Source organism: Cupriavidus phytohabitans (assembly GCF_017815025.1).
Taxonomy (GTDB): domain Bacteria; phylum Pseudomonadota; class Gammaproteobacteria; order Burkholderiales; family Burkholderiaceae; genus Cupriavidus.
The window spans coordinates 1-266 of the sequence record NZ_JAGIQB010000300.1; the positions used below are offsets into that span (position 1 = coordinate 1).

The 266-nt window shown below is 51.1% G+C and carries 1 rRNA gene; it reads left to right on the forward strand.

Annotated features, from left to right (window positions below):
• A 23S ribosomal RNA gene (locus J8I34_RS34565) occupies nucleotides 1–266 on the forward strand; the annotation flags it as partial.

Genomic DNA, 266 nt, shown 5'->3' on the forward strand with positions numbered 1-266 from the left:
TGAGGGAAAGGCGAAAAGAACCCCGGGAGGGGAGTGAAATAGATCCTGAAACCGCATGCATACAAACAGTCGGAGCCCCGCTTTAAGCGCTTTCGGCGATTTTTTCGACAGTAAAAATCGTCAAAAGACCCCAGTGTGAAATAGCACCACTGGCGCGCAAAGCGGATTAAGCGCGAGAGCGCTTAAAGCGGGGTGACGGCGTACCTTTTGTATAATGGGTCAGCGACTTACATTCAGTGGCAAGCTTAACCGATTAGGGAAGGCGT